The following is a 21878-nucleotide window of genomic DNA, read 5'->3' as shown; positions in this document are numbered from 1 at the left end:
TGCAGCCGTCTGTATGTCGAAGCGACTAACAACATCCCGCCGTGAAACTGCGCCGCAGAACCATGCCTGTTGCTCAATGAACGCCAGTCTGTCCCGTTGCTTCTGCGGGATGCCTTCAATAGGGGATGGGGTGGACACTGTATATAACCTCAGCTTGTCATTGCCTGATGCAGTAATATATCTTTTTGATTCAATGTCGGGATCAAAAAGATTCGATAGCCGCTTTGCTTGTTTCGACTATCGCGTCCGCGCTGACTCTTGTCCACCTTTCTGCGCGTGGAGGCCCTGTGGCCAAACTTCTCCGGGTTATCCTGATCGACTCGCTTTGTCGAGGCGAGATCGTCGAGGTGAAAACCGACGACAACACCTGCCTGACAGGCACTAACGGCATCGGCAAGTCGACCTTTTTGAAGTTGCTCCCGCTGTTCTACGGTGCCCCTGCTGGTCGAATGGTTCGTAAGGGCACCAATACCGCAAGTTTCGCCGATCACTATCTGCCTCATGCGTCGAGCTACATCGTCTTCGAGTATGAGAACCACGAGGGTGCTCTGCGCTCGGCCATCCTGCATCGGGCTTCTAACGGTTACGCCTACCGGTTGGCGGCTACCGGCTGGAAGCCCAGTCTGCTTTATGTGAATCAAGATTCAGGTGAGCTGGTTCTGCCTGGCAAGGTTGGTAGCCGCATTCAAGGTATGGGTATCGACTGCACACCTGAGTTGAGCTGGAACCATTACAACAAGATCATCCAGTACAACACCGGCTCGGCAGACATGGATGGCATCACCGATGCATCCGTGAAAAAGATGATCAACCTTTTCCGGCGCATGTATTCGCTCGCACCGTTGAGGCGCAACTTCGCCGGCATCGACAGCCTGATGTTCTCTCTGCTGGAGTCCAAAGGCACCTTTGACTCCATGGAGTCTGCGGTCGGGGAGATTATCCGGCAGGAGACTATGCGCAGTGAGATCGACCTTTCAGGTATTGATGTCCAGTCTTTCCTGAGCGCGATCAGCAACCGGGCGAGTTATCTGGTGATGGATCGTGAGGTCAAACCCAAGATTCTTGGTTTGGCGACTTTGCGTAGTCGATTGGTGGCTTGCGACCAGCAGTTGGGTCGCCTGAAGAAGGTCGCCGTGACGCGGCAGCTTTCCGTCAAGCAGGAGCAGGAGGCTGTTGCAGCAACTATGGACGCGCAGCGTAAAGAGGAGCTTGCTGCACAGGATGCTTCTCGTGACGAGCAGCGCCAGCTTGATTGCCGCTTAGGTGATGCCCGGGCAGCATCTGCTGAGCAATTGCGCCTACTGAAGACACTGGAAGACCAGAAAGCCGGCTACGACAAGGCCGGAATGCCAGCATTGCTTGCTAAAATCGACAGCCTTCCCTCGATGCAGGAAGACTTGGCGGCCAAACGAGAGCAACTGGCACTGTTGACAAGCAAAAGTGAGGGGATCGTTTCTCGTTTTTCTGCCATGGAGCGCGCCGCCTTCGACTCGCTGTCTTCGCGTCGCGAAAATCGTCGTACCGAGGCCCTTGGGCGTCTCTCCGAGTTTGATGCGCAACTGCGGCTGCACAATGAGGCCTCGGAAGAAGCGCTGGGACAGGCCCACAAAGCACACACCGAGGACCTTGCTCAGTATGAGCGAGCCCGCAGCGAACTAGCGGCACTCGCCGCTTCTTCGGCGGCAGAAGTGGCCTTTTGGTCTCGACAGAAACATCTGCCAGAAATTGCTGAGCAGATTGATGCGGAGCAAACCGCTCTCGCTCAACTCTATGAGTTGCAGGAGCAAACGCGAAAGGATCTGGACCGGCTCGACAGAGAGGTTGCTGAACTCATCATTGAACAGCAGGGCCTTGCCGCAGAGATGTCAGGCCTTGCCCGAGGGCGCGATGACCTGCGGGCAGCAGTTAAATTGCTCACCGCTCGCTTGAATGCATCTGACGATACCCTGCTGTCGTTCCTTCGCGGCAGCATACCTGATTGGGAGACCACGGTTGGGCTCGTCATCGATCCTCGACTGTTGATGCGTGAAGACCTGTCACCGTCGTTTTCGGCTCCGTGTGCGGGGCTCTTTGGCTTGCAGCTTAATCTTGAGCGCCTTGATCCTGTTGACGTGCTCAATCTGGAAGAGCTGGAATCGCAGATTGCGCGGCTGAATTTGCGCATCGATGAAAGCAATGATGCTGAGGAGGCTCTCAGCCATCGATCAGCAGCTGCTCAGGTTCGCCGTAATACGCTACGCGAGGAGCGAGTCCCTCTCGACTCCCGTACAGCAAGCATTGAAGCGGATACTTCAGCCAGAAAACAGCGTCTGGAGTCGCTTCGTGATGAGGGTGCAGAGCTGCTTTCCATTGCTCGCGCCAAGGCACAGGACTCAGCCGAAAAGGCCGCGACCGCTCACTCGGAAAAGATCGCTGAGATCGAAAGCTTGAAGGCTGCTTTCGGGCGGCACAAGTTGGAACTGAAGAGCATCGCCGATCTGGCCCGGCAGGACATTGCTGCTCAGCGAAGCTCTGTTGAGGAAGCTCTCGTCACTGCCCTGGCTGATCTTGAGCGTGCCCATCGTGAAGAGATCGAGCGTATTAAGGCTGATGAATATTCAGCCCTGCAGGGCGCAGGCGTTGATGTGGGCGCAGTTCGACGGTTGGAATCCACGGTCAACGGCCTTGATCAGTCGGTTCGACAACTGGTCGAGCAGTTACCCCGTATTCAAGATTACAGAGCTTGGCTTGAAACGGCTTGGCCTCACATGGCTGCCCGTGAGGCGGCCTACGCAGAGGCAGAACAGGTGGTCAGCCGTCTTGAGCGCAATCTGCAGGCAATGCGCACAGCATACGAAGAGCGTCAAAAGACTTACAAGGTGCGTCAAGCCGAGCTGGCAGCCCGGAACAGCACGCTATTCGATCAGGCCAGTGCGCTACGTTCGGTTTTAGAGCGCCTGATCCTGGTCGCTGCAGCATCCTCCGGCACCGAGAGTCTGGAGAAGCTGTCTGCAGCGGATATCGAGTCGGAGGTTGGCCGGATATTCAGGGATGCTCACCAGATTAAGCAGGAGGGGCGGGGGCTTCTCCGTGATGTGGAGGGACCCTTTAACTTCGCACATCGTGCCACCCCAGAAGCCGGGATCGTGCACGACATCATCATGCGGGCCAGACATTTTGACAGCTCCGGTGAGCGGGTCTGGTTTTACGCAGCACCTGAGCTGCAGATGTATATCGATGACGGCCACGATGTACAGAGGAGCAAGCTGGTTACCTACATCCGCACGTTGTGCAACCAGTTGGTTGAGGGCGGCAAAATCCTTGCAGAAGTCGATCGCACGATTCAGGACGTAGGCCGGCGAGCAACGCTGCAAGTCTCTGAAGTGCTCGGGCGCTTCCCGGAGTTCACCAATTTCCATCTTCATGTCGTCTCGAAGATAAAGGATCTGAAGATCAACGACCTGCCGATTTGGGAGCACATCCGAGCGATTGAAATGCAGTCGGCCCGATGGGATGCCATGGGCAACGACGCCTTCCCACCCGATGGTCTTGATCATGCTCTGCGCATGCTGCACTCGGCCATGGTTGATAAGCAGTGGCGGGGCGCACAGATCAGCGAGTGCTTTGAGGTCAGTCTTTCCTGGCAGGTAAATGGCCAGCCGCGGGTCGCCCGCAATACGACGGACTTAGGCGATGGCTTGAGTACCGGCCAGCTGAAGATTGTGGTTGGAATGATCTACCTTGCCCTGTTCGAGATGATCCGGCGTGACGCCGACTTTGAGCTAATCGTGCCTGTGGATGAGGCGCTGGAGCTTGAGGTCAACAACGCGGCGACGCTGGTGGGCAATTTCAACTCGCGCAACGTCAAGCTGATGCTGGGGTTTCCGGGTGGTGCGCCAGAGCTGATGAGGCACTTCAAAAATCTGTATGCCCTCGACCGACGCCGCTCAGGCGGGGTTTATCTGAAGGAATATCGTGGTGCTGACCCTGTGGCTCTGGATGATCTGAATGCCGGTCTTCCAGAGGAAGAGGAGGTTTCTGCATGAGAGCAATTCTCGAGGGGCTAATCGCTGGGCGGTTCTTCTGCCCATACTCCAGTCGCGAGGTTTACGAACAGCTTCGCCAGCCTGAGTTTGCGGCCGCGATTGAAGCCGCACTTCGTCCTTTCGGACGGGCGCTGGCGCACCTGGGTGAAGGCGACGATGTAACGGCGTTCTTTGCCCGCTACGTCGATTTGTCCGATTCTGGCGATCGGCGCGAGGCTATGGAGGAGTTGAAGTGCATTCGCGACCAGATAATGCCAGTGTTGGATTTCATTCACCTCTGTGGCCGGGCAGGGCAAGGGGATGTTTGTCTGTCACCTGGCGAGGAGATTTCCTTTGGCAGCCTTCTGATGCATATCGATCAGTTCACGGTCGCCCGCGATCAGCTTCGTGATCTCTGTGTTTACCCGATGTTCGCTCGGGTAAAGGGTGTCGAAGGCAATAAGGAAAAATTGACTGTCGTGTTCAAGGTGCTGGTGGATGCCGGTTACCTAGTTCGCAAGGGCGTTGAGTCGAGCCTGTATGTTGCCACCGGCAAGATGGGATACCTCTATCACATGGTGTCTTGGATCGCCGACAGTCAAAAATTGCTGCCTGCAGAAGAGCCAGAGGCTGACCCGTCACAGAGTACGGGAGAGCTTTTGTGAAGGAGGAGAACTGGCGAGAGTTTGGTGCTCATCTGATCGCGAATGCAGCCATCATCGAGGATATTTGCCAGGCTGACGAAGAGGGTGTGCCAAAGCCGGAGAAAATGACGGCAGGGCTCTCTTGGTTGGTCAGTCAACGGCTTATTGATGACTGTGATGGCAGCCTTCACCCGTCGTCGATGTTGCTTGACTTGGGGTCTCGTATTGGTGCGCAGCGCTTCGAATTGTCGGCCCCCGACTTGCAGGAACTGCTGATCCGGATTGAGCATGGCTGTGCGCGATTCCACTCATCCAAGGAGGGTTCGCCTTCTGAGCTGGATCGAGAGCTACAACAGGTGCGCCTCTCTGTTCGCCAGGTCGTCACGCACTTGCGTGACGAGCACCGGGCTGCAAATGACTTCATTGAGGCCCGCTACGGGTATTCTTCGCGATTCAAGGACCGTCTGAGGGATATCGACAGCGCGGTGAAGCGCCTCGGGCGTCTTTCTGAAAAGCTCATGGCCTTTGATCGCGACACGCTGAGTCATTGGTGTCGGAAGGATCGCTCGCTTCGTCGTCTATTGCTGAGCAGTTTGTATGAGTCGATTGACCGCTGCAAAACGGGTATCCGGGATCTGATCGACCGGTTGAACCAACTGGGCACAACCATGCGTCAGCGGAATCATTATCGCAGGATGGCACAGAGCGTCTTCTCTTGGCTGCAAGATGGCAACAACCCCGACTTGGACGACATTCTTGATCGTGGGGATGCGGAGAACTGGATTCGTGCTGCGCGTTTGCCCAATAGCGCTTATCTGTTTCCGCCTGTCGAGGATGAAAAGGCTATTCAGGAAATGTCCGCCCTGATTCAGGCAATGCCTTTGCCGAAGGTCAGAAAGGCATTCCAAGATCCGTTGGTTAGTCGCGAGCCCGTTAAAGTGATCCTCGCGGAGCCGGAGGTCGAGGACGCGCCAGAGCCGTTTGTTGAACCGCACTTTCATCGAATGCTTGCAGCGCTAAAGCGTGATCTCTCACCTCAAAGTGCCCTGGCTTACTGGGATGACATCGCTGATGAGGGTTTCCGAAGCTCCATCTGGCTCTATGCGTTGGATGCCTACTACCTGACGCTTTTGGCCGATGCCGCCCGAGTCGGGAAGATGCCACGCTTTATGTTGGCACCGGTGCTGGCGCCATCACATGAAGGCTTTGACAATAAGGTCGTGGTGGATCTGGTTCTTCGTCTTAGAAAAAATGGGGAGCGTTCATGACTTCGTTGTTGCATAGCAAGCAAGTCGTTGAGATGGTTAGCCGTGCTGTTCGTATGGCTTCAAATGAGGTCGCGCTGGGCGGCGTATGGATGAAAATTCATCAGCTATACGGAGTTGGCAAGATCAGTGGCAAAAGACTCCTCCTAGACGCGGATGACAGGAAGGCACTTCGCAGTCTTGCTGAGCGACACGCTGGTTGGGACCCTCATGTGGCAGGTAGCAAGGTTCAAGGTAGTCGAGCTGTTCTGGCGTCTTCCACTCGTGACGAGAAGCTGGCACGTGAGCCTGTTGCCAGGAATCTTGTTCTGGTTTCGGCGCCTTCCAGAGAGATATTGCTGGGAGACACCATCCAGCCGCTACTGCCTGGATGCATGTTGACGGTGCCTTCAGAGCTACTTGCCGGACAGCGTCGGATTATCGTTGTTGAGAACCTCCAGGCAATGCTTGATGCGTCGCAGTATGTGCTTCCGCAGGAGCTGGTTGGCGTTCCTTTCGTGTTCCGAGGGTCGCCTCAGTTCTCCATAGGGGCGGTGGTGAATTTGGCTAAGCGTGTGCCCGAGGTTTACTACTTCCCTGATGCGGATCCACAGGGCTTGGTTAACGCCAACAAGGAGATCCCATCGAAGGGCACCCTCGGGCCGAGTCCTGAGGCATTCCGGACCATGCACGATGCAGGTGTTAGTAAGCCTCAGGATTATGAGAAACAAGCTAGCCTCATGCCCGGACTCCTGGCAGCCGAGAATCCGTTGGCGAAGATCATTCATGATTACAAAGCTGGTTTTTCCCAGGAGTCGATGGCGGCGTTCTCTTGCCCGCTGCTTTGCTATTTATGAACCGATTCTGAGGCAAAACAATGCCCCTAATAGAGGCATTGTTTTTGGTGGGACGTCGGCGTTGATGATGACCCAGATGTTCTGTTTTGGGTTGCTAGAGTTCATCCTGAGGTGGCGCTATTAGTTTTGCTGGCGTGCTCTCGCATCATGCCGATGACGGTATTGTGAAAGGCGATCGCAAGTTTGGTCTTGGTCACGGCCACGTAGTTGAGGTTGATTTCGTCACGCTGCGAGTCGATACCCAGATCCCCATCCAGAGGGGCAATAAAGTTTCAGCCAGGTGAACATGATCCCACTGCAGCCCCTGTTACGGTGTGCCGAAGTGACGATTGCGACTGCTTCTTCCGGGCTATTCACGAAAGTTTGCGCATTTTCTGCAGGCGAAAGCCGAAGTTGCTGCAGCTGCGTGATAGTCCGCTCTGGCCGGTTGCGGTCGTTATTGCGTGGCTGAGTTCGGCCAAAGGCGAACATTCTACCTGTTCCGCTCCCGGCCAACGACCATTCAGCTCAGAAACGGTCTTTCCAACAGATGCCGACGAAGCGCCTTGACGGCACCAGGCTCGCTGATGAGAGGGCGGTACTGTATGACTGCTCGGAGAGATGTTGCTCATGCCCGTAGTGAGAGTTATCGGCACGTTTCAGTGCCCCTTTGAAATTAACAGCATGTGCTTGCTTAGACGCTATCCTTGGGGTGGGGATCGAAATCACCGCAAGGGAAGAGGGATGACATGCGTGTTGCAAGCTTGAAAGTAGAAAATTTTCGAGGGATTAGAACTGCAGAGATTCTTCTTCCTGATCATGCGGTGATCGTCGGCGACAACAACATTGGAAAGTCCACTCTTCTCGAGGCTATCGACCTTGTTCTGGGGCCGGAGCGCTTGTCACGTCGCCCGGTTATTGATGAACACGATTTCTACGCTAGCGAATACATTGGCCCAGAAGGGCAACCTGTCCCTATTAGCATTGAGCTCGTGATTACTGGGTTGAATGCCGACCAGGAAATGCGCTTCAGAGACCATCTTGAATGGTGGGATAACGTGCACTCTGCGGTTATCGAGGGACCTCCCGCTCAGGGGACAGATGCCGAAGGTGTCCAGTCCTGCCTACGCGTTGGTTTCACCGGTGGATATGACGTCGAGGAAGATGATTTCATCGGCTCAACTTACTTCGCGTCTCCTGCAAAGCAAGACGGCACATTTGATGCCTTTCGCAACACCGACAAGCGGGAGTGTGGGTTCCTTTACCTTCGGACCGTGCGGACCGGAAGTCGAGCTTTAAGCCTAGAGCGGGGCTCGTTGCTCGACATCATTCTGAGGCTGCAGCAGGAAAAAAACTTCAAGATTTGGGAGGACTTGCTTGTCGAACTTCGTGACCTTGAGGTTGCCGAAAAGCCGGAGCTAGGGATCAGCAACATCCTTTCAAGTGTGCAGGCCTCTATCAGGAACTACATGCCGTCAGATGGCGGTGCTGATCCCCACATGCGGGTATCTGACCTCACGAGAGAGTCCCTGCGTCGAACACTCACAGTGTTCATGGCCACTGGTGCTCAACGTAGCGACGGCAGCGAACATGCCGCCCCGTTCCAACATCAGGGCACCGGAACGATAAACATGATGGTTTTGGCGCTGTTATCACTTATCGCAGAGCTGAAGCAGAACGTCATCTTTGCGATGGAGGAGCCAGAAATTGCCATCCCTCCCCATATCCAAAAACGCATCATTAATGGCGTCCGGGGTAAGTCAGCTCAAGCCCTGTTCACGTCGCACTCTCCGTACGTTCTTGAAGAGTTCAGCCCACAGCAGATCGTCGTAGTTAGTCGGGAGGAAGGGCATCTGCAGGCACGCGCGGCCGGGATGCCACCTGGCATCAAAGCCAAGCTCTATAGGCAAGATATCCGGCAGCGGGTTTGTGAAGCGTTGCTCGCACGGCGTGTGCTTCTTGCAGAGGGACGCACTGAATACGATGCCTGGCCCGCAGTGGCTCGCATGCTCCACAAGGAAGATCCTGACCGATTCATGCCTTTAGAGGCTTTAGGGATCCCCATCCTGGATGCCGGTAGCGACTCCCAGATAGCTGCTATGGGGGCTTACTATCGTGGCTTAGGTAAAACAGTGTACGCAGTCTTCGATCAACAAGAGCCGGCACAACGGCAGGCTATTACTGAGTCGGTCGACTTCCCTTACGAGGCTCCCGAAACTGGGTTTGAGAATGTCGTTCTCAACGGAACCGATGTGGCTGTTCTTCGCAAGTATGCTGCCGATCTGGTCGCCAGTGAATCTTGGCCAACAGATCTCAGAGAAAGGGCACCAACAAATCAAACCACCGTTGACGAGCTAAAGGCGGTATTGAGCGTGCTGCTGAAACGTTGGAAAGGTGATGGAGCCGCTGCAGCGTTACTTTGCACTGCCACCAATCAGGGCCAGTTGCCTATGTTCATTGTAGACACGTTGGCCAGAATCTGTGCGTCGGTCATTCCTCCAAAGCCAGCTGCCCCAGCTCTCCTGGATGATGTTCTTGATTTGATCTAGGAGCGGCAATGTTAGAGCTAGACGACACTCGTAACACGGTTATCCGCTGTCCAAGACACATGCTTGTCCTTGGAGGACCTGGGTCAGGAAAAACCACCGTAGCCCTACTAAAAGCGGAAGAGCTGATCGGCGGGCAGCAATTGAAAACCGGCCAGCGGGTGCTTTTTCTCAGCTTCGCCAGGGCAACCGTCGCGAGGGTTGCCGAACATGCGGGAAAGCTTTTGCCGGCGTTAGAGCGCGGCAAGCTTGAGGTCAATACCTACCATGGTTTCACCTGGGGGCTACTACGCAGCCACGGGTATCTGTTGCGTGCAGGTAGCCCGATAACTCTTCTACCCCCACCAGAAGCGGCATCTCGGTTGTCCAGCCTTCCCGAGGATCAGCGAGAGGCCGAGAAGCAACGTCTGCTGGCAGAGGATGGGTTGCTTCATTTCGACCTTTTCGCGAGCAACGCAGCCCTGCTGCTTGAGAGCAGTAAAGCGCTGCAGCGCATCTACGGATCAAGCTATCCCCTGATCATCTTGGATGAGTTCCAAGACACAAACGAAGATGAGTGGCGGTTCATACGCGCACTTGCGCCGCACAGCCAAGTCATGGCGCTAGCTGATCCTGAGCAACGTATTTATGAGTTCCGCGGAGCGAATGCGGCCCGGATACAGGAATACCAAGATGCTTTCAATCCGGCCGTTTTCAACTTTGGATTAGAGAACCACCGAAGCAACGGAACGGACATCGTGCAGTTCGGAAACGACTTAATGAATGGGGTGAATAAGGGCAAGGCGTACAATAATGTCGCGGTGCAAACGTATACACCCCGCAAAGGCCAGTTGCACCTGGACTTCAAGAGGGTGGTGCTCGGCATCATACGCCGCTTGTTCAAGGGCGGTAGAAATTGGTCCTTGACCATCTTGGTACCGAGCAAAGACTTCATGGCAGAGGTATCCGCTTACCTCTCCAGCGACGCTGATGAGCTACCACGCATTCCCCATGACGTGGCGTTCGACCAAGAAGCTGCTGCCCTGGCCGCTGTGACTATTGCGGCCCTCCTAGAGGGGGGGGCGCACGCTGAATTGATCACATTGAAACTACTTGGGAATCTGTGTGCCCACGTTCGTGGCCGGCGAGGTGAAAAAAAACCAAGCAAGCCAAACTTAGATCTTGTCGACGCGATAGACGGTGTGGCTGCAGGGCAGGAGCTGAAGAAAATTGCCCATAAAAGGGTGTTGGCGGCTGCACAGGAAATCTCGCAGCAGCGTATGCAGCTAGAACTGTCAGGCGATCCTGCTGCCGACTGGATTGCCGTGCGCAAGCTTTTGGATGACAGTGCCTGCGCTGAAATCAAACAGATCGCAGCTGATGGTCGCTTTGTTCGATTACTCGGTAAAGGAACTCTGTTGCGTGGCCGTCTAGGGGAAGTTTGGAGGAGCACGCAGAGCTATATTGGTGCCGAGAGCTTCGTTCGAGATGCACTCCTGCAGGAGCATTTTCAAGCTGCGACAAAGGAGTGGAAAGGTATCCACCTGATGACTATGCATAAGTCGAAAGGCAAGGAGTTCACCGAAGTCCTTCTTTACGAAGGGCTGATGAAAGGCCGATACCTGACTGACAATCCCTCCGCTGAGCGCGAAAGGCAAGCCCGCTTGACTATGAGAGTAGCCGTAACTCGAGCGATGCAGCGAGCAACAATTCTGACTCCAAAAGGACGGCGAAGAAGCCATTTGCTCTAAGTAATGCGTCGATTGTCATGACCTATAATTACTGGTTTAAGCTAGGTCATTTAAAAGAGATGTAGGCCTAGTCAGCCATAGTAAGGCATAGCTGGACATCAGTGCCGAGGAGGCGATGATAGGTAGTGGAGAAAGCGCATTCCTGCCCAGAGACCCTACTGGCGTCGAGGAGGATTACGTTCCCTGTTTTCGTTAGCATCTTTGAGTGTCCGTTTTTGGCCGATTCTGTTGAAAAAGTCGGATTTTCAGTTCGCCTGAACTCAGGCACGGCCATCAGCGGAGAACCGACCCACCACATTGAGTGGTTTTTCGACCCTTCGTTGACCTTTGCTGCTCTGTTAGTGGGTTGGTTTGAGGTTTTTTGCTTAGTGCAGACGCACCTATCCCGTGACCGGTGGCCCTTGAGAGGTAAATTTGGCCAGCCGTCGCAGGTTTTGTACCGCAGCGGCCAGCGTGAACTCATCAGTCGCGCCACCATGCCACGTAGTCTCAGGCGATCCAGTTTCAGGATGCGCTTGAGGTGGGCAAACAACATTTCGACCTTTTTACGTTCGTGGCGAGAGCGCACGTACTGCGCCGTCGCTGCGATGCGTCGTGCCACATCACGAGCGGCTTCATGGACGCTGCGAGCGATCTTGCGGAACGCAGTATTCGGGCAGCACTTGGCTTTCATCGGACAGGCAACGCAGTCGGTCTGCCGAGATCGGAAGATGATGGTGGCTTTCGTGACGTGCGAGCGCTCGTTCTTGAAGGCTCGCCATTCGCTGCGTAATGCGTTGCCTGCCGGGGAGAGGTATTCCTCAGCCTCTTCATTCCAATGGAAATCGTTGCTCGAGAAACTGTTGTTCTTACGCTCGGTTTTGTCCCACACCCGCACATGCGGCTCGATGTCTTTTTCCTCCACCATCCAGGCCTGCATCCATGCAGCGACGCAGCACTTCATTGAACAACCAGCGAAACAGATCGCTGTCCCGGAAACGGCCGTGTCGGTTCTTGGAAAAGGTCGAGTGGTTGGGAACTTCATCTTCAAGGCTCAGCCGGCAGAACCAGCGATACGCCAGGTTCAAATGAACCTCTTCGCACAACCGCCGCTCTGAGCGAATGCCGTAGCAATAGCCGACGATCAGCATGCGGATCATCAGTTCGGGATCAATCGACGGACGCCCAATCGGGCTATAGAAATCAGCGAGGTGATGGCGCAGGTCGCTCAGATCGAGACACTGATCAATGCTGCGCAGAAGGTGATTGGCGAGGATGTGATCTTCAAGGTTGAACGAGTAAAACAGCCGCTCCTGCCCACTCGATAACTGTCCCATCATGCTGCGTGCTTCCCTGCTGGCCGATGCGAAGATTTTGCCGCAGGCCAGACAGGGGAGCTACTTTTTCAACAGAATCGGCCGATTGCTAACGCTCACAAAAACCAGCTAACGGCCGATAGTGAACGTAAGTGTTTAGGCGTCTCTCTAAAACTAAAAGAAAGACCAAAGGCCACCTGTCAGGGACAGGTGGCTGGGACTGTTGGTTTACGGTGTGGATTTCAGTGAATGAACTTCATTGCGGCAATCAAAATGCCGATAGTAGCTGAGAGCATTACACCCATTCGGATCGTGAGCTTTATTTCAAGCTGAGCAAGCTCTGCCCGTAGTAGCGCTACGTCTGATTTGGTTGCAAGTAATGTCTGCAAGTCTGTCTCCAATGCTTCGATGACTGCGTTGGCTTTCGGCTCGGGCACGTTGATTGACATCAGTGCTTGATACAGAGCCAGATCCATTTTCATTAAGGCCTCCAAAAAACTAAAAAGGCCTATCCCCACGACGGGGTTAGGCCCGTCGTGGGTGGGAAAATCAGTACTTCCTTCGACCTTTAGGTCGACTGTTCGCGCTTCCGGAAGCGATGCGAACATTGGGAGGATCCTGCGGATAACCGCAGCGCCGTCTGTAAGATCCTGGCGGCTGGCATGTAGCTGAACCTGTCAGCAAGACACAACGCTAAATTGCGATGCTGGGTGGTTTCTGTCAATCCGCAAACCGGTTACCGAGTGTTTCCTATTGTTGGCCTCGGTTTCTTTCTTGGTATCTGATCAACGACTTTGAGATACGGGTTGTTCAGGGCCAGATCGTTCATCAATCCGCCGTGTTCGTTGAGCAGATAACCATGCAGGTATTGGGTTTTGCGTGCGCCGCTCACCTCGCATATCCAGATGTTCAGGCCGTTCGGTTGTTTACGGTGCAGCCTCAACTCCTCAAAGCGTTTCTGTATCCATTGCCAGTCTTGAAGGCTCTCTTTTTTGGCGATCCAGGCTAGCTGTGGGTGCTCTTGACCGTATCTCTGGAAGAGCCCAGGCGTGACCAGGAACATTGTGTCGCCGACGGTGTGAACCAAGGCTTTCTTGTCATTGATGATGATGCGGTGGGAGCGCACGCCTAGAGTGAGCCAGTCCATGAAGTGCTTGCCGGAGAATTCAATGGCTCCTTCGACTGATGACGATATAGCCAACTCAGGTTCCTGGAATGGCACTGTCTCGAAATCTTCCGGGAGGGTAGGAGGCCCGCCGAACAGATCCATCAGAAGGTCGAGGGAGTCTGGTACCGGCGGAGCGTCCGCGCGTGGCAATGGGCCAAACGAATCATGGCTTGAAGTTGCTTTTTCTGATGCATTTCCCCTCGCTAAGCATGATGTGTTCAAGGGAGGGCCTGGGGCGATTGGCGGTTGCTTTGTGGTATCGACAATAACCGTGCCGGAGAAGGCTGCTGGGCGTGCTGCAGCATCCCAGATCAATGCGGGAGACAGCTTCAGAAAAGTGAAGCTGTGGGACCAGCCTGTTTCACTTGTCACAGTTGCGTTCCATATTGCCTTGCCGTCGGAACTGGGTAGCGCGATGCCGTGCTCCTGCAGGACGTTGAACACGGCGATGTTACTTTCTGGTATGCCTTCGACTCCTTGTGAGAGCAGGTGAGCACGAAGCTTGTCAGAGACAGTTTTGCTAACCAGCCACAAGGCTTCTTGGGTGAGCCAGCCATCAGAGGCCTGGGGTTGGTTGAGTTTCAGCTCTGAGCCGAGTAGGTAGCGCAAACCTTCCAACAGCTTGCGTTGTAATGCGTGCTTAGGGGCGGACATTGCTTTGGCAGGATCACCGCCGAGTGCTTGGGCTACGGAGGCTTGGTCTGCTTGCGTGATAAGTGTGCCGAGTTCGCCGGCGTGTTCGCTTTGGCCTGCCAAGCTGAATATCAGAGACGTCCATAACTCTGGGAAGGTGCAGAGCCAATCCAGAATCTCTCGATTCAGTAGCTGATGGATCAGTAGCCCCGATGCCGCGCTGTGCAGTCGGTATTGCCGGTCTTTCCGATATCGAAAACGATAGGGGCTTGTGAGGGGGCCATGCCATGGGTGCCAGGTTTTACTATCTGCATATTCGACATGCACATCCACGGCGATCTTTCCAAGATCATGGCCAAGGCCTGCGTAGGCGAGGGCAGCGGTCCATGCCTCTGCCTGAGCGATCTGTACTTCTGGTTGGGCGCTTGAAGGAAGCAGATGCGATTGCCGAAGTTTCAGAGCATAGGCGATGACCTCAAGGCCATGGTCCAGCATTCCTCCAAGGTAGGCATGGTGGTGGCTTTCCGATGCGGGAAGCAATTGGACCAACTCCGCGTACCGGCTGATGGGATCGAGGTAGAGCTTTTCAAATTGAGCGCGTGAGAGGGCGGTACGCTGCCAGATCTGCTCCAGCAATTTCTGTCGTCGGGGGGTATCCAAGAGCGTCTTAACAGATTGAGGAGCGGTTAATCCTACTGAGGATGTTGGCTTGGCTGGAGCAGCAGAAGTGGATGCAGGTCGAGTCTTGCGAAGGAACAGCGAGAACATGATGGGTCCTGTCGATTGGCTTGTAGGAAGGCCTTTTCTGTTTGTTGGGTAGGGCCTTTCCTCTTCGGCTCCATTCCCTTGGTTTGGTCCCTTTTTCCATTTACCTTTTCAGGCTGCGGCGGGACGTTGGGCTATCGGCTCTATGAGCCAGGTGCCGAGTGACCGCCTTTTTACCGGTTGAAACTTTCATGGATCGAGAGGTGGGGACGATGACCATAAGCGAGCAACCTACTAAGTTTTCCAAATTCGGTGAGTGGCTTGGTGGAGGCTTTAGAAGCTATCTAAAGTTTGGAAAAAGAATCTCTGATTGGCTCTCAGAAAAAGGGATGCCAAGCGCTGTGATTGATTGCTTAAAATGGACGAGTCACATTGGTCTCCTTCTCCTGGTACTTTGCTTAGGCCTCCTGATCTTGGCTATCAGTGGCCTTATTTTTTTAGCGGTTAGGAACTTCAATCGCGTTAGCCAAGAGCCTGGAGAGTGGGTTGTTGGCGATCAAATGAAGCATCGGGATAGCGGATTCTATGATCCGATTAACTATTCTGATCCCGATGATCCACGGTTCGATGAGCGTTGAGTTGCTGTTTCAAGCTCACTTGAACAGTCTGAACCCTGTATCTACGCCCTTTGAACCTGCTTGGCCGGCAGCACTGGTGGCCTCTCCTAGACCGTGCAGGGCTCCGCCTACTCGCAGTCCTACCCAAGTTAAAGATGCAACCCAGAATGTAGGCAAAACAATGAATAAGCTGCCCATTACATAATTCAACAGCATGTCTCCAAATGAGTTGTTCGCCCCGAGCAGTACGTTGAAGTTGCTGTGGGGAGAGTGCCAGCCGTACAGAGCATCGAGGATGGTGCTGTCGAGCCAGCGTGCGAGTTGAAACCAGAAGTCGACGAAGAACAACGCGAACTGAACGCAGCTGATGGTCATGAGCGCTTTGAGGTCGTAGGTGCCGACGACCAGGATGAGTGGGATGCAGATAGTCAGTGCCATCTTGAGGAAGGACAGCACCATGGGGAGTGCTTGGCGCACGACATCCATGGCAGGAAAGTAGGCGAGCGATCCCATCGTCAAGCCTAGGTCCGAAGCGGCACGGGCTGCAATGTTGGATGCGGACATGTCGATCTGGCCGGCATAACTTGAGTAAACCTGGCCTTGGTTCAGTGTTTGCTGACGCGGAGATATGACTGAGCGGACGATCGCGTCTTCAGCCTGCTCCATGTTCAGAAAACGTGCCCATTGAGTTATACGAAAGAGCAGGTTCGGATCGACTTGCTTCAGCAGCCGGGTGCGCAAGCCATAGCTTCCATCTGTCCACCACTGCTTACACGTCGGGTAGCCTCCGCCGGCGGGCACTTTCGTTAGGCCCGCATCTCGCACGGGATTGAATGGCCATGAGGTGCGGGGCGTTTTTGAATGATAGGCATCATAGTAACCGTTGGTGTTGAGCAGGTGGCTTGAGCCAATCCAGTTGATGTCATCCAATTGGCTGTCACTGAGTGCTGGACGGTTCATGAAGAGCTTGGCACGGGCGGGGCCGTAGCAGTCCTGACTAAAGTCGGCGACTTCTTGAGCCAGAATTGGATCGTCGATTCGGGCAGCATCGATGTCGATACGGATCTGTCTCAGGTCAGTACCGCAGGGGATTGCTGCAGTGGCGCCGCCGGTGAGGGCCTTGGACAGCGAGTGCATGAAGAACCACCACACCGGGACTTTTGCGCTTTGGTTATTGAGCGTCGTGAAAGTATTGGACCAGCGAGTTTCTTGCGGGGTGGCCACATCGACCTGGCACTGTGTCGAACGCGTAGTGTTGAACTCGATCGTATCGAGATCAACATCAATAAACGGTATGCCTGCGAACATGATCACCGCGATGGCCACCCACACACGATTTTCAATCCTGAGTGAAGACAACACACCTTTGTTCCCTTCATCGGCGCCTTCGCTTCGGGCTCTGAGCCATTCCTGAACAATGATCACCAGGAACGGCAACGTGAACACACCGCTGGCAACCAGCATCTCCCAGATGCCGTTATTCACGATCCATCCGACGAGGGTCAGGTAGTACTCCAGGTAGTCGTTCGTGTAGAGCGTCATGAGATCGTCCTTGCTCGTCAGTTTGTTCGGAAGGTCAGCAATTCGAGAAGGCCGAGCACGGCGATTGCAGCGACTTCCGCGTAAAACAGCCGCTGATTCTGATAAGGGCTGAAGCCACGCTTCGCCAAGCTCAAACGCATCCGATACCAGCCATAAACTGTGAGTGCGTAAAGGGGCATTCGCCACGCCAGAAGCGCGGCTTGGTTTGAGCGCATCCAAGTATTCCATTCCTTGATGTTGCCCATGCCATCAACGGCAATCAGTCCAAGAATGATGACGGCGAGGCTGAGCACCACGCCCCAAAAAAGAACAAGGGCAAAAAGGGTTCGGGTGAAAGGAGGGCGGCTCATCGTTGCTGACCCTCTGGTACGGCTCGCTGGATCAGATCCAGACGATTACGCACGGGGTCACCCTGAAAGATGCCACGCGATCCGGCAGCCCTGTTGGCCTGGCGTTGAATCAACATCAAGGGTGAGTTGCCGGCGAGCGTTTGTCGCAGCTCAAGTTCGGTTTTGAGGCTGTTGATTTCCTGAGTCAGGAGGCTGCTTTCGGTACTGATCGCTTGCTGAGCCAGTTGATTGGATGCCACGTTCGGCTCCTTGCGTCCAGTCAGCAGTGTGCGCTGCAACAGCAGTGCTTTCTCCAGCACGCTCGACAGAGCGACTTCTGAGGCCAGTCGCTGAGCCAGCAATTCTTGATCCGGTTCATCGCGCAGCGCCTCGATGACTCCCCGAGTAACGGTGAGTGATTGGCTGCTGGCCTCAAGAAGATTTTCAGTTGTGGTGGGTTTGTTGCCTTTGATCAGTGCGTCGAGGGCTTGTAGCTTGGCCTCGAATTCTTCCTGAATGAGTGGAGTCAGTCCGACACCGGGTTTGGATTGTGTTTTGGTGCAGTGATCGCAGGTCTGATGTTCACGTTCACCCAAGACTCTTGTTGCCCAAGCCTCAGCCTCCTGTGGACTGGACCACGTCTGACAACTCAGACGGTTGCCGCAGGTGCTTTTGGGGATAGCAGATCGATCACTGACATCTCGGCCATTGAGCAGGTTGTAGCCCGATCGGGTTACATCGGACATGACTCTGATTGGAGCTTGGCCTGAACCGCCGGCCGAACGCCCTCCGACCCAAGGAACGCCTTGATTGCCGCGACGAGTCTCGGCTTGTTCGATGGCGGCTACGGCATCTTTGCTTGCTACAGTTTTGGAGAGCGCGACCCCTTCTGCCAATTGGCCCCATTCCAGTTGGCCGCCGACAATGTTGGCCATGCGATCGGCGATCGCTTTGCAGGTGGACTTGGAGCGATCGAAGTCGAGGCGCGCTTGCAGAATGCCATTGGTAAGCAGATTGTAGAGCCCGGGATCGGCGCGCTGAATAATCAGGGCAGGGAGTGAGGCCACTGCGCCTGTAGCATTCTGGATCACGTTGCTCATGATCGACTTGAACCCTTTTGTGGCACCGTTAAGTTGATTTTGTATTGTGGTGTTTAGGTTCATGTCTCCACAGATGAGGTTGGTATCCCAAGCGGCCCCTACGCTGATGCTGTCCATGCTGGCTGCACCACCCATGGACACTGCACGGCCACCGCCAATGCTATAGAGCACGTCATCACCAATGACTGTGCCACTGTGATGGACCCCGTCTTTGTTGATCTGGGTCTGCGCTGCATGAGTGGGTACATGAGTTGCGAGCAGGGCGGCTACAAACAAGTTCGGTAATGCGCATCGGAAGAGGGTCGAAGCGTGCTTTTGTGAAGGTCTCATTGCTCTGCTCCACTCACGTCGGTACTACCTAGAAAGGTTTGGCCCTTACGCTCGCAGCAGGTATATGGGCGCCAAAGGGCCCAGGCGTAGTCGCCTCTCGGAGATTGTGCGTGTGATCCGGTATTCGGAAACGTCACGCAGGTTTTAGATTGGGTGGGAGTCAGTTCCTGCCACTTTCCGGTTTCAGGCTCACTTTCCTTGAGAGGGCCAGCGGGCCAGTACCCAGGCTGAGCTTTGGCCAGCAAGGGTTGGTACACGTGTATTTGCCCGCGGCGAGTCACGATGTCGCCGACGCGTTGAGCAACCACAGCAGCACACTTGTGATCGTCCACACCGTGCAAGAAACCACCGCGCGGATAGATCGAGCCCCACAGATTGCCTTGAGTGCGGCTACCGATCTCACGCATGCCTAGGGTGAGAGCTTCCGGAAATACGGCTTCAGGAATGTTGTATCGCCAGGCCAGGATGTCCATTGTGCTGAGGAAGTAGGGCATGAGTATTTGCCCTGCGCCTTTACAGCCGTAGCCAGACTGTCCGACGAACTGGCTGAAGACCGCGCCACCTGGATGACCGATCACATCAGCATTCTTGAATTTGGCGAGATCGTTCTCGGTTGCAATTCCTGCACTGCCGTCGCCACCGCTTCGCGCTTTCGAGTTGGCCGGACTCATCATGCGCACTTCAGTCCACGGGTTTTCACCTGTATTGGCATAGCTCGACACCACCGCATCAGGGACGTAATGGCGGATTTTGGAAGACTCCTCAACGTCGCAACCAAGATTGGTGCAGCGCAGCCAGTAGCAGACGCCTACAACGCTGTAAGCGATGCAGTCAGGAGATAGGCTTGAGGACACGATTTCCGCTGTGCCGAGGGCAAGCGTTGAAGCAGGAAGTGCCACTGCTGTGGCAATGGCTATGAGTTGAAAACTCAAGGAGTGACGATGATGCATAGTTTGATCCTGCGCATGGCTAGGGGCGCAGTGAACCAGTGAGGTTGCAGACTGACCTTCTTCAATCCGATTCGGGCTTTCACCTTATTGATAGACCGGTCAGTTGAAAAAAAAGCGCCCGCAGGGCGCTTTATGGATAGGTGAGCCTCAGCAAACTAAAGCAATCCAGCCGAAGCGAATGAGTAAGGCTCTCCCTGACCGATAATGAAATGATCGAGGAGCCGTACATCCACATGCGAGAGAACCATCCGAAGGTGCTTAGTAAGAGATATATCGCTCTCACTGGGAGTGACAACACCCGAAGGGTGGTTGTGCGCCAGGATCACGGCAGAGCTGTTATGTTCCAATGCTCTCTGCAGGATTATCCTTGGATGTGCCGATGTGGTGTCTATGGTTCCAAAGAACAATGGCTCATACGCGAGTATGCGATGACTTGAGTCGAGAAAAATGCAACTGAAAACCTCTCTGATTTCCTGTGCAAGCTGAAGTCTCAGGTAGTTCTGAACATCCAAAGGCATCGTTAGATGAGGGCCTCGTTTGAACATCCGTTCTTCCAATATTGAAATGGCTTTCTGGATGCTCAGATCCTCCTGATCGCGTGCGTTGAATTCAGTTTGGAGGACTGGGGTTGGTGGGACGCTTGTTTCCATAGGAGTCTCCATTGACGAAGGGGAGGCTCCAGCCCTTTGGGGAGGAACCCCAAGGGAATGTTGGAAAGGAAGGCTCGGCGGTGGAGCTGGTTACGAGGTTGGATCCATACAGTTTCGCTGTATCGTGACCTCAAAGACCTTGGTCACCTGGGTTTGCTGCTGAACTTGAGCAGTAGGTAGTGCAAGTAACATTCTGGAGAGGCTTCGATTTCAAGTCAGTCTGGAATGCGGACGAACGACTCTCCCTATTTGAAACAGATCTCGCTCAGTGGTGGTACCCACTCGAGTGATAATGTTTTATAGTCATTTGACAGAGAAAACCAATCATTTGACGGAGCTCTTGATGGTCACTGCAGCTACGGCCCTGCGATCTACCAAAAAACAGAATGATCTTCGTGAGGAGGGTGTCGAGGCGTTTTGGAGTTTCAGTACGAATCGAGATTCACTCAGGGATTCGGAGCGTCTTGAACAAATCAAGGAAGGGTTCTCCGCAGCATTAGTTCAAGGCTTGCGAGCGGCATTCTGCCTGCACGAGCGAAGCGTCGAGATTCTGATGAATGCATCGACCTCTACGCTTGATAGAAGACGCCGTGAGCATAAAAAACTCGATTCTGTTGCTTCTGAGCGTCTTGATCGTATTGCAGCAGTCTGCGGACTGGCTGAAGAAGTGTTCGAGAGTCGTGAAGCTGCGGCGCAGTGGATGTCAACGCCAAACAAAGCACTTGGTGGGGATGCTCCAGTCATGCTTTGCGAAACTGAGATTGGAGCCAAGCAGGTCCGTCGCGTCCTTCATGCCTTGGAGTGGGGAGGCGCAGCCTGATGCGGGCATGGAGGATTGCTAAGGCAAAGCGTGCAATGGATCTTTCTGGGAAAGGGGCTGCAATTGAAGGCGGTCGTTGGAATGATCAGGATTTGCCTGCGGTTTATATGGGACTGACCCCTGCAATTTGCTGCCTGGAAACCTTTGTGCATGCATCTGGCGAACCCACGATGCCGATGAAAATCACCTGTTTCGAGCTACCTGAGGATCCATCGCTCTATTTCGAGCCTGACCCTCTGATGCTACCGGATGGATGGGCCAGTCTTCCCGCAGATCGTCCCAGTATGGATTTCGGTTCCAGTTGGCTGAAAGCAAACACACATTTAGGTTTGATTGTACCTTCTGTGGTCCTAGTGCTTGAGAGAAATATCGTGGTCAATCCCAATCATCCTGCTTTGAGCCAGATCAAAGTGGTTGATGTGTTTGATTTTATTTATGATGCGCGGATGTTTAAATAGGCGGCGAGAAGTGCTCATGGTTTGCTTTATTATATAGAGCAACTAACGCCAGATTGTTCGCCAGATGCCTGGACAGTGTTTGGCAGTGCGTGCAAGGCTGAATATCGTAGGGATAATCCGAGTAGCTGCAATAGTGAGCCTTGGCAGTCGCAAAACAATGATCATTCTAAAATGTGTCATTTTGGAAGGGCCGTAATTAATAGCAGGTTTGTTAAAGCGGTAAATAATTGATAATCGCGACCGTGAAGCTTGAAATTTAAATATTAAATATTAAATA

Annotated in this window: 16 protein-coding genes and 1 pseudogene; 9 read left to right on the top strand and 8 right to left on the bottom strand. The window is 54.2% G+C overall.

The annotated features are described in order from the left end of the window. The first annotated feature begins 287 nt into the window (after positions 1 to 287). From CAF73_RS05440 to CAF73_RS05415, 6 genes are all read left to right on the top strand, one after another. Positions 288 to 4025 carry an ATP-binding protein gene (locus tag CAF73_RS05440; protein WP_176247707.1) on the top strand — a complete coding sequence of 1246 codons (3738 nt, stop codon included), beginning with the start codon at positions 288 to 290 and terminating at the stop codon, positions 4023 to 4025. Continuing rightward, on the top strand, positions 4022 to 4669 hold the full coding sequence (locus CAF73_RS05435) for a hypothetical protein (RefSeq protein ID WP_085702176.1): 648 nt from the start codon (positions 4022 to 4024) through the stop codon (positions 4667 to 4669). Before CAF73_RS05440 ends, CAF73_RS05435 begins: the two co-directional genes overlap by 4 nt. Beyond that, positions 4666 to 5916, top strand: a complete 1251-nt coding sequence (locus CAF73_RS05430; protein ID WP_085702175.1) for a hypothetical protein — start codon at positions 4666 to 4668, stop codon at positions 5914 to 5916. Before CAF73_RS05435 ends, CAF73_RS05430 begins: the two co-directional genes overlap by 4 nt. Then, on the top strand, positions 5913 to 6749 hold the full coding sequence (locus CAF73_RS05425) for a hypothetical protein (protein ID WP_085702174.1): 837 nt from the start codon (positions 5913 to 5915) through the stop codon (positions 6747 to 6749). Before CAF73_RS05430 ends, CAF73_RS05425 begins: the two co-directional genes overlap by 4 nt. Positions 6750 to 7477: 728 nt before the next feature. Next, positions 7478 to 9277 (top strand): ATP-dependent endonuclease, encoded by a 1800-nt coding sequence (locus CAF73_RS05420; protein WP_085702173.1) that lies wholly within the window; start codon positions 7478 to 7480, stop codon positions 9275 to 9277. A gap of 8 nt (positions 9278 to 9285) precedes the next feature. Then, positions 9286 to 11004 (top strand): UvrD-helicase domain-containing protein, encoded by a 1719-nt coding sequence (locus CAF73_RS05415; protein ID WP_085702172.1) that lies wholly within the window; start codon positions 9286 to 9288, stop codon positions 11002 to 11004. Between the two features lie 380 nt (positions 11005 to 11384). Here CAF73_RS05415 and CAF73_RS05410 read toward each other — a convergent pair. The 3 genes and pseudogenes from CAF73_RS05410 to mobH all read right to left on the bottom strand — a co-directional run bounded on the left by CAF73_RS05410 (position 11385) and on the right by mobH (position 14868). After that, a pseudogene (locus CAF73_RS05410) lies at positions 11385 to 12323 on the bottom strand (transposase). A gap of 218 nt (positions 12324 to 12541) precedes the next feature. Further along, on the bottom strand, positions 12542 to 12781 hold the full coding sequence (locus CAF73_RS05405; RefSeq protein ID WP_085702197.1) for a hypothetical protein: 240 nt from the start codon (positions 12779 to 12781) through the stop codon (positions 12542 to 12544). 254 nt (positions 12782 to 13035) lie between these two features. Beyond that, on the bottom strand, positions 13036 to 14868 hold the full coding sequence (gene mobH, locus CAF73_RS05400) for a MobH family relaxase (RefSeq protein ID WP_085702171.1): 1833 nt from the start codon (positions 14866 to 14868) through the stop codon (positions 13036 to 13038). Between the two features lie 158 nt (positions 14869 to 15026). On the opposite strand from mobH, the gene CAF73_RS05395 reads away from it, so the two are divergent. Next, positions 15027 to 15443 (top strand): DUF3742 family protein, encoded by a 417-nt coding sequence (locus CAF73_RS05395; protein ID WP_139834813.1) that lies wholly within the window; start codon positions 15027 to 15029, stop codon positions 15441 to 15443. Between the two features lie 15 nt (positions 15444 to 15458). On the opposite strand, the gene CAF73_RS05390 is transcribed toward CAF73_RS05395, so the two are convergent. From CAF73_RS05390 to CAF73_RS05370, 5 genes are all read right to left on the bottom strand, one after another. Next, the gene (locus tag CAF73_RS05390) at positions 15459 to 16964 is read right to left on the bottom strand and encodes a conjugal transfer protein TraG N-terminal domain-containing protein (protein WP_085702169.1); all 1506 of its coding nucleotides are present in this window, start codon (positions 16962 to 16964) and stop codon (positions 15459 to 15461) included. A 17-nt stretch (positions 16965 to 16981) separates the two neighbouring features. Further along, positions 16982 to 17314 (bottom strand): hypothetical protein, encoded by a 333-nt coding sequence (locus tag CAF73_RS05385; protein ID WP_085702168.1) that lies wholly within the window; start codon positions 17312 to 17314, stop codon positions 16982 to 16984. After that, on the bottom strand, positions 17311 to 18723 hold the full coding sequence (locus CAF73_RS05380; RefSeq protein ID WP_085702167.1) for an integrating conjugative element protein: 1413 nt from the start codon (positions 18721 to 18723) through the stop codon (positions 17311 to 17313). The genes CAF73_RS05385 and CAF73_RS05380 overlap by 4 nt, the downstream gene beginning before the upstream one ends. Continuing rightward, on the bottom strand, positions 18720 to 19673 hold the full coding sequence (locus tag CAF73_RS05375) for a TIGR03756 family integrating conjugative element protein (protein ID WP_085702166.1): 954 nt from the start codon (positions 19671 to 19673) through the stop codon (positions 18720 to 18722). The genes CAF73_RS05380 and CAF73_RS05375 overlap by 4 nt, the downstream gene beginning before the upstream one ends. A gap of 155 nt (positions 19674 to 19828) precedes the next feature. Beyond that, the gene (locus CAF73_RS05370) at positions 19829 to 20323 is read right to left on the bottom strand and encodes a JAB domain-containing protein (RefSeq protein ID WP_085702165.1); all 495 of its coding nucleotides are present in this window, start codon (positions 20321 to 20323) and stop codon (positions 19829 to 19831) included. A gap of 292 nt (positions 20324 to 20615) precedes the next feature. Between CAF73_RS05370 and CAF73_RS05365 the strand changes: the two genes are divergently transcribed. Together CAF73_RS05365 and CAF73_RS05360 are read left to right on the top strand one after the other, a co-directional pair. Beyond that, positions 20616 to 21143: an antitoxin Xre/MbcA/ParS toxin-binding domain-containing protein gene (locus CAF73_RS05365; protein WP_256574625.1), complete on the top strand. Its 528-nt coding sequence runs from the start codon at positions 20616 to 20618 to the stop codon at positions 21141 to 21143. Next, a complete protein-coding gene (locus CAF73_RS05360; protein ID WP_085702164.1) occupies positions 21143 to 21601 on the top strand; it encodes an RES family NAD+ phosphorylase in 459 nt (152 codons plus the stop codon). The genes CAF73_RS05365 and CAF73_RS05360 overlap by 1 nt, the downstream gene beginning before the upstream one ends. Positions 21602 to 21878: the final 277 nt, after the last annotated feature.

Source organism: Pseudomonas sp. B15(2017), assembly GCF_002113215.1.
Taxonomy (GTDB): Bacteria; Pseudomonadota; Gammaproteobacteria; order Pseudomonadales; family Pseudomonadaceae; genus Aquipseudomonas.
Note: the sequence above shows the minus strand (reverse complement) of the source record. Positions and strands in the feature narration are given on the sequence as shown.

Bases quoted from the DNA above. Each gene is read 5' to 3' on its own strand.
- CAF73_RS05385 (WP_085702168.1), bottom strand. From the start codon at position 17,314: ATGAGCCGCCCTCCTTTCACCCGAACCCTTTTTGCCCTTGTTCTTTTT.
- CAF73_RS05405 (WP_085702197.1), bottom strand. From the start codon at position 12,781: ATGAAAATGGATCTGGCTCTGTATCAAGCACTGATGTCAATCAACGTG.
- mobH (WP_085702171.1), bottom strand. From the start codon at position 14,868: ATGTTCTCGCTGTTCCTTCGCAAGACTCGACCTGCATCCACTTCTGCT.
- CAF73_RS05425 (WP_085702174.1), top strand. From the start codon at position 5,913: ATGACTTCGTTGTTGCATAGCAAGCAAGTCGTTGAGATGGTTAGCCGT.
- CAF73_RS05415 (WP_085702172.1), top strand. From the start codon at position 9,286: ATGTTAGAGCTAGACGACACTCGTAACACGGTTATCCGCTGTCCAAGA.
- CAF73_RS05435 (WP_085702176.1), top strand. From the start codon at position 4,022: ATGAGAGCAATTCTCGAGGGGCTAATCGCTGGGCGGTTCTTCTGCCCA.
- CAF73_RS05420 (WP_085702173.1), top strand. From the start codon at position 7,478: ATGCGTGTTGCAAGCTTGAAAGTAGAAAATTTTCGAGGGATTAGAACT.
- CAF73_RS05380 (WP_085702167.1), bottom strand. From the start codon at position 18,723: ATGAGACCTTCACAAAAGCACGCTTCGACCCTCTTCCGATGCGCATTA.
- CAF73_RS05370 (WP_085702165.1), bottom strand. From the start codon at position 20,323: ATGGAAACAAGCGTCCCACCAACCCCAGTCCTCCAAACTGAATTCAAC.
- CAF73_RS05360 (WP_085702164.1), top strand. From the start codon at position 21,143: ATGCGGGCATGGAGGATTGCTAAGGCAAAGCGTGCAATGGATCTTTCT.
- CAF73_RS05375 (WP_085702166.1), bottom strand. From the start codon at position 19,673: ATGCATCATCGTCACTCCTTGAGTTTTCAACTCATAGCCATTGCCACA.
- CAF73_RS05390 (WP_085702169.1), bottom strand. From the start codon at position 16,964: ATGACGCTCTACACGAACGACTACCTGGAGTACTACCTGACCCTCGTC.
- CAF73_RS05365 (WP_256574625.1), top strand. From the start codon at position 20,616: ATGTTTTATAGTCATTTGACAGAGAAAACCAATCATTTGACGGAGCTC.